General features: G+C 65.0%; 5 protein-coding genes. 1 reads left to right on the plus strand and 4 read right to left on the minus strand.

What is annotated here, in order from left to right; genetic code table 11:
* A partial coding sequence (locus tag G6021_RS17520; RefSeq protein ID WP_241736575.1) for a transposase occupies positions 1-666 on the minus strand: 666 nt, incomplete at its 3' end.
* A 176-nt stretch (positions 667-842) separates the two neighbouring features.
* On the opposite strand from G6021_RS17520, the gene G6021_RS14165 reads away from it, so the two are divergent.
* Positions 843-1,466: a class I SAM-dependent methyltransferase gene (locus G6021_RS14165; protein ID WP_182641551.1), complete on the plus strand. Its 624-nt coding sequence runs from the start codon at positions 843-845 to the stop codon at positions 1,464-1,466.
* 548 nt (positions 1,467-2,014) lie between these two features.
* On the opposite strand, the gene G6021_RS14170 is transcribed toward G6021_RS14165, so the two are convergent.
* The 3 genes from G6021_RS14170 to G6021_RS14180 form a co-directional block, all read right to left on the minus strand.
* Positions 2,015-2,344, minus strand: coding sequence for a hypothetical protein (locus G6021_RS14170; protein ID WP_182641552.1), 330 nt, complete (start codon positions 2,342-2,344; stop codon positions 2,015-2,017).
* Positions 2,345-2,574: 230 nt separating this feature from the next.
* Positions 2,575-3,132, minus strand: coding sequence for a CAP domain-containing protein (locus tag G6021_RS14175; RefSeq protein ID WP_241736576.1), 558 nt, complete (start codon positions 3,130-3,132; stop codon positions 2,575-2,577).
* Positions 3,133-3,246: 114 nt separating this feature from the next.
* Positions 3,247-4,047, minus strand: coding sequence for a metal-dependent hydrolase (locus G6021_RS14180; RefSeq protein ID WP_179523867.1), 801 nt, complete (start codon positions 4,045-4,047; stop codon positions 3,247-3,249).
* Positions 4,048-4,170 lie beyond the last annotated feature (123 nt).

The raw sequence follows: 4,170 nt of genomic DNA on the forward strand, positions 1-4,170 counted from the left end.
GTCTGCGACCAGGGCCGAGACCAGCTCGTCGCGGGCGGCCTGGTCATCCCAGGCGATACGCGGCTTACCGGCCTCGGAGTAATCGTGCCCGCACACCGCCGCCAACCGGGTGCACTCGGAGGCGATCAGCTCTTTCGCGCCGGGCACTTCGCGGCCGACCCGCCTGATCTGGGCGATGAGTTGGGTGATCGTGTCCTGACGGGCCACCGCATCATCCAGAACCGTCGAGTCCAGTGCGCGGCGGGTCTTAGTCTTGACCGCTCCGGTCTCGGCGATGACCTGGCGCACCACCTCGAAGATCCGCTGCGGATTCTCGCTGGCGGCCAGCCGGCGCCGCCAGTAAGTCAACGTCGACGAGTCGAAGCCCTTGGCATCGACCGCGTACCCGCACGCGGCCTTCCACCGCAGGTCGAACGTCAACGCATCCACGGCCTCCCGGTCGGAGTGCCCAAACAGAGCCTGAAGCACGATGACCGAGGCGATCACCTCCCCCGGGATCGACGGCCGGCCCCGGCCCGTGGGAAACAGATCGGCGAACAACTCCGCCGGGAACAAGCGATCCCGATACTCGGCCAGCAACGCGAACACGCTGCCGGGCTCGAGCAGATGCCCCGCCACCGACTCCACATCCAGCAACTCACGCTGCCGATCCCACTCACCCTGCATGAACCAAGTATTTCAGGCCCGGGCCACCCCGCGGGGCGGACACCCTGATTGCTCAGCAGTCTCCTAGCGGCGACCACGCCCGAGCACGTACCTTGCCCCCATCAGCCGGTGCATTGAGGAGGAAGGTGGAGGAGCACGTGGAGTCCGACAACAGGCCTGGTACTCGCCGACCCCGCATGAACGGGCAGTCACACGCACCAGGCAACGCGGACACGGTGCACTCCGCCTACTCCGCCCGCGCACACGAGTACATCGACCTACTCGGTGACATCGACACCACAGCACCTGAGGACCGCAAGTTGGTCACCCGCTGGGCTCGCGACTGCACGGGTCGCGTCGTCGACATCGGGTGCGGTCCAGGCCACTGGACCGCTTACCTCTCCGACGCCGGCGTCACAGCCGAAGGAATCGACCCGGTGCCAGAGTTAGTGGACCACGCACAGCGCACCTACCCGCAGGTGCAGTTCCGTCAGGGGACATTTGACGATCTGGGTGACCTGCCGGCCCTCTTGGGTGGAGTCTTCTCCTGGTACTCACTGATCCACCTCGACCCCGGAGACGTCCCCGAGGCACTGGCGACGATGCGAGCGTCACTGGCGCCGGGCGGTCGCCTCCTCCTTGCGTTCTTCGACGGAGACACTCTCGAGGAGTTTCCCCACGCTGTGGCGCCCGCCTTCTCCTGGCCCCTGACCACGATGATCGACACCGTTGACCGTGCGGGCTTCACAGTCACCCATCGGGAGCGTCGACACGATCCCGGTCATCGGCCCCACGCCGCGCTACTCGCCTACCGGGACTAGAAACCCAACGGTGAGCGTGATCACGCCGTCGCCCATCCGGAGGAGAGTCGTGATTCAGTAGCCGCTCCGGCGACCGAGGTGCAAGGCTGGATTCGTGGCTTCCGAGGACGGCTTCTACGCTCGCATGTTCCGGCGGCACGCTCATCCGGTCAGTGCATGGTCGAGGCTCCTGAGCGCACCACTGCTGCTGGTCCCCCTGTGGACTCGCCTGTGGTGGTTGTACGTGCCGATCGGCGCGTGGTTTGCACTCAACCCAGTGATGACCCCGCCCGCTCACAACATGAAGTCGTTTGCGACACAAGCAATCCTGGGCGAAGAGTCCTGGTCTCGGGACCCCAGGTCCGAGCCGATGGTCCTGGCCCTGACTGGCATGGCCAGTACATCGCTCGTGTGCGCCATGGTGGCCAGCTACAAGCACAGAAAGACCAGTGCGGTCGCCTGCATCGGGATATTCCAGGCGCTCACGTTGTGGCAATGGAGGCTGTGGGCGGATCGATTCACCTGCGAGACACGCGGGACTGCCCACTGATCCCAGCCGCTGCCGCGGCTTACCTCGGCACGTGCCGATTTGTTAGGGCGAGCACCTTGGCGAAACCTGCCAAGTACTCCCTGCTGCGTCGCGCGGCCTGCTGTTCCACGAGCTCGTCGGCAAGCACCTTCGGCACCGAGGACGAGTCGGCGGCGAGGTGTTCGAGCGCCACAGCCGCAGCGACGGACTGCCCTTCGTAGAAGGTCAGGTCGGGGAGGACCACCTCAAGGGCTCGCGACAGCTCGCCGGCAGCGCGCTCTTCGATCATCGTGGTCACGGACGCGCGGTACTGCTCAAAACGGTCCTGCGCCTCTTCGAGATCCCGTCGCAGGTCGGATGGGTCAAGCATCGGCGCGAGGGTCGGTGCCGGCAGTATCCACGGGCGCGCCGGTCGCGTCGTCAACGACCATCTCCAGGTTCACACTGTCACTCTAAGCCCCCTTGAGTGACAGCGATCGGGCCACCATCGAACCCATTCGGCGTCAGGTGTCTCAACGCCTCGAAGAGCAGGAGTTCCTCAGATCCGGTGTCCCCCATGTAGCGAGCCAACACTCCATCTCTCCGGACTCGGGGCACCGACTATCTCTCCGCTATCGGAGTAGCAAAGTGCTGGACATAGAGATGAGCCTCTGGGAGGCCCTGGTACGCAGCCGTCCGCACGCAGACGCCCACCCTGGTGAAGTCCGGGTTGACGACGTTCTCCCTGTGACCGGGACTCTGCATCCAGCTGTCGACCGGATCGGGTCCGCCCGGAGTTGAGTAAAATAGGTTCTCTGCAGCAGTGGAGTAGTCGACGCCGGCCCCACGGATAAACATGAACGGATCGCCACTGCCATCAGGCGCAAAGTGCCCCCAGTAGTCCCTCGCGATCATGTCGTCCGCTTTCGCGCAGGCACTGTCTCGGAGCGTCTCACTGGCGTCCAGAGTCGGAACACCGTTCTCGCCCCGCTGCACGTTCGTCTGCTCTTCCACCGGCGACGGATTTGCCGGGGGTTCGACTTCAGCCTGATCTCCCGAGTCGAACAACGGGAGTTCCCGGTTCACCGCGGCATCCCACTCTGCGCAGCCGCTCCCCACCATCGAGGCCACCAGAAGTAGCGGAGCCGCCGCGACCTTTGCGACTGTCCTATTCTTCATTCTGATCACCCGATCTGAATATACCGAAGCGTATCCAGCGAGCGGCCCTGGATCGCGTTGCACGCCTCGTGCAGGTGCTGTGCTTCGCTCTCGCCCGGGGTCAGCCGTCCGCTGTCAGATGAAGGTGCCGGCCACCCAGGGCGCGCCGATGCGGTGTGGCGCCCACACCACGCAGTAGGCCAGAACCACCGTGACGGCGGTACAGGTAACGGCCAACAGTTTGTCCATGCCAGCGCCTGAGCGGATTCGCAGCGGTCCCGGCAGGCGGAAGTTCCACCATCGCTTGCCTCCGATGCTGACGACGCCGCCGAGTAGAGGCACGCCCCGCTTGGTCATCATGTCGCCGAGGATGTGCACCACGACACCGGCAGTGACAGCTGCGCCGAGCGCTGCACTTCCAGCCGAGGCTGGCAGTGCAAACCACACTGCTATCGCAAGCGCCAGCGAGAGCCCGGTGACGTAGACCCAATCCTGCTTCTTGGCCCAGTTCGGTGCCAGGCCGCGGATGGCCAGGCCCAGCATGAAGAACAGCACCCCGATAGCGCTGTTCTTGCCGTACGCCGAGACGAGGGCGGCGGTGCCGGCACCTGCAAGAAGTGCGAACGACAGCGTATGGGTCGCGGTGCGGTGCCCGTTGTTGATCCGGGCGTCCTTGCGAGTCATCGTCAGGTCGTAGATGGTCTTCGAGACGCTCTCAGTGATGTGCGCGAGGACCTTCGAGACGAGCCCGAAGCTGCGAGCCAGCGTGCTCTGCGACGTATCGAGGTCCGGGAGAAGCGCCGCACCGGCGGTGACACCGGCAAACACGAACACCTCGGTCGCGGAGGTGGCCCCGCCCCATTCCACGGGGAGAAATGCCCCGATAGCCAGCCCTGCGGCGGCCCCGCTCATCGCGTGTGTAGGTCCCATCACCATGTGCAGCACACCTTACTGTTCACCGTGACTCGCCTCCAGATCCGGGAGAGATTCCCCGAACCGGATCGACTACGCCGACGATGTAATCGGTCTCTAGCCCCGGTGATTCACGGGGATCTGCGG

The sequence above is a fragment of the Dietzia sp. CW19 genome (assembly GCF_014145265.1).
GTDB lineage: Bacteria > Actinomycetota > Actinomycetes > Mycobacteriales > Mycobacteriaceae > Dietzia > Dietzia natronolimnaea.

Coding starts and splice junctions, on each gene's coding strand:
- G6021_RS14165 (WP_182641551.1), top strand. CDS start 843: ATGAACGGGCAGTCACACGCACCAGGCAACGCGGACACGGTGCACTCC.
- G6021_RS14170 (WP_182641552.1), bottom strand. CDS start 2,344: ATGCTTGACCCATCCGACCTGCGACGGGATCTCGAAGAGGCGCAGGAC.
- G6021_RS14175 (WP_241736576.1), bottom strand. CDS start 3,132: ATGAAGAATAGGACAGTCGCAAAGGTCGCGGCGGCTCCGCTACTTCTG.
- G6021_RS14180 (WP_179523867.1), bottom strand. CDS start 4,047: ATGGTGATGGGACCTACACACGCGATGAGCGGGGCCGCCGCAGGGCTG.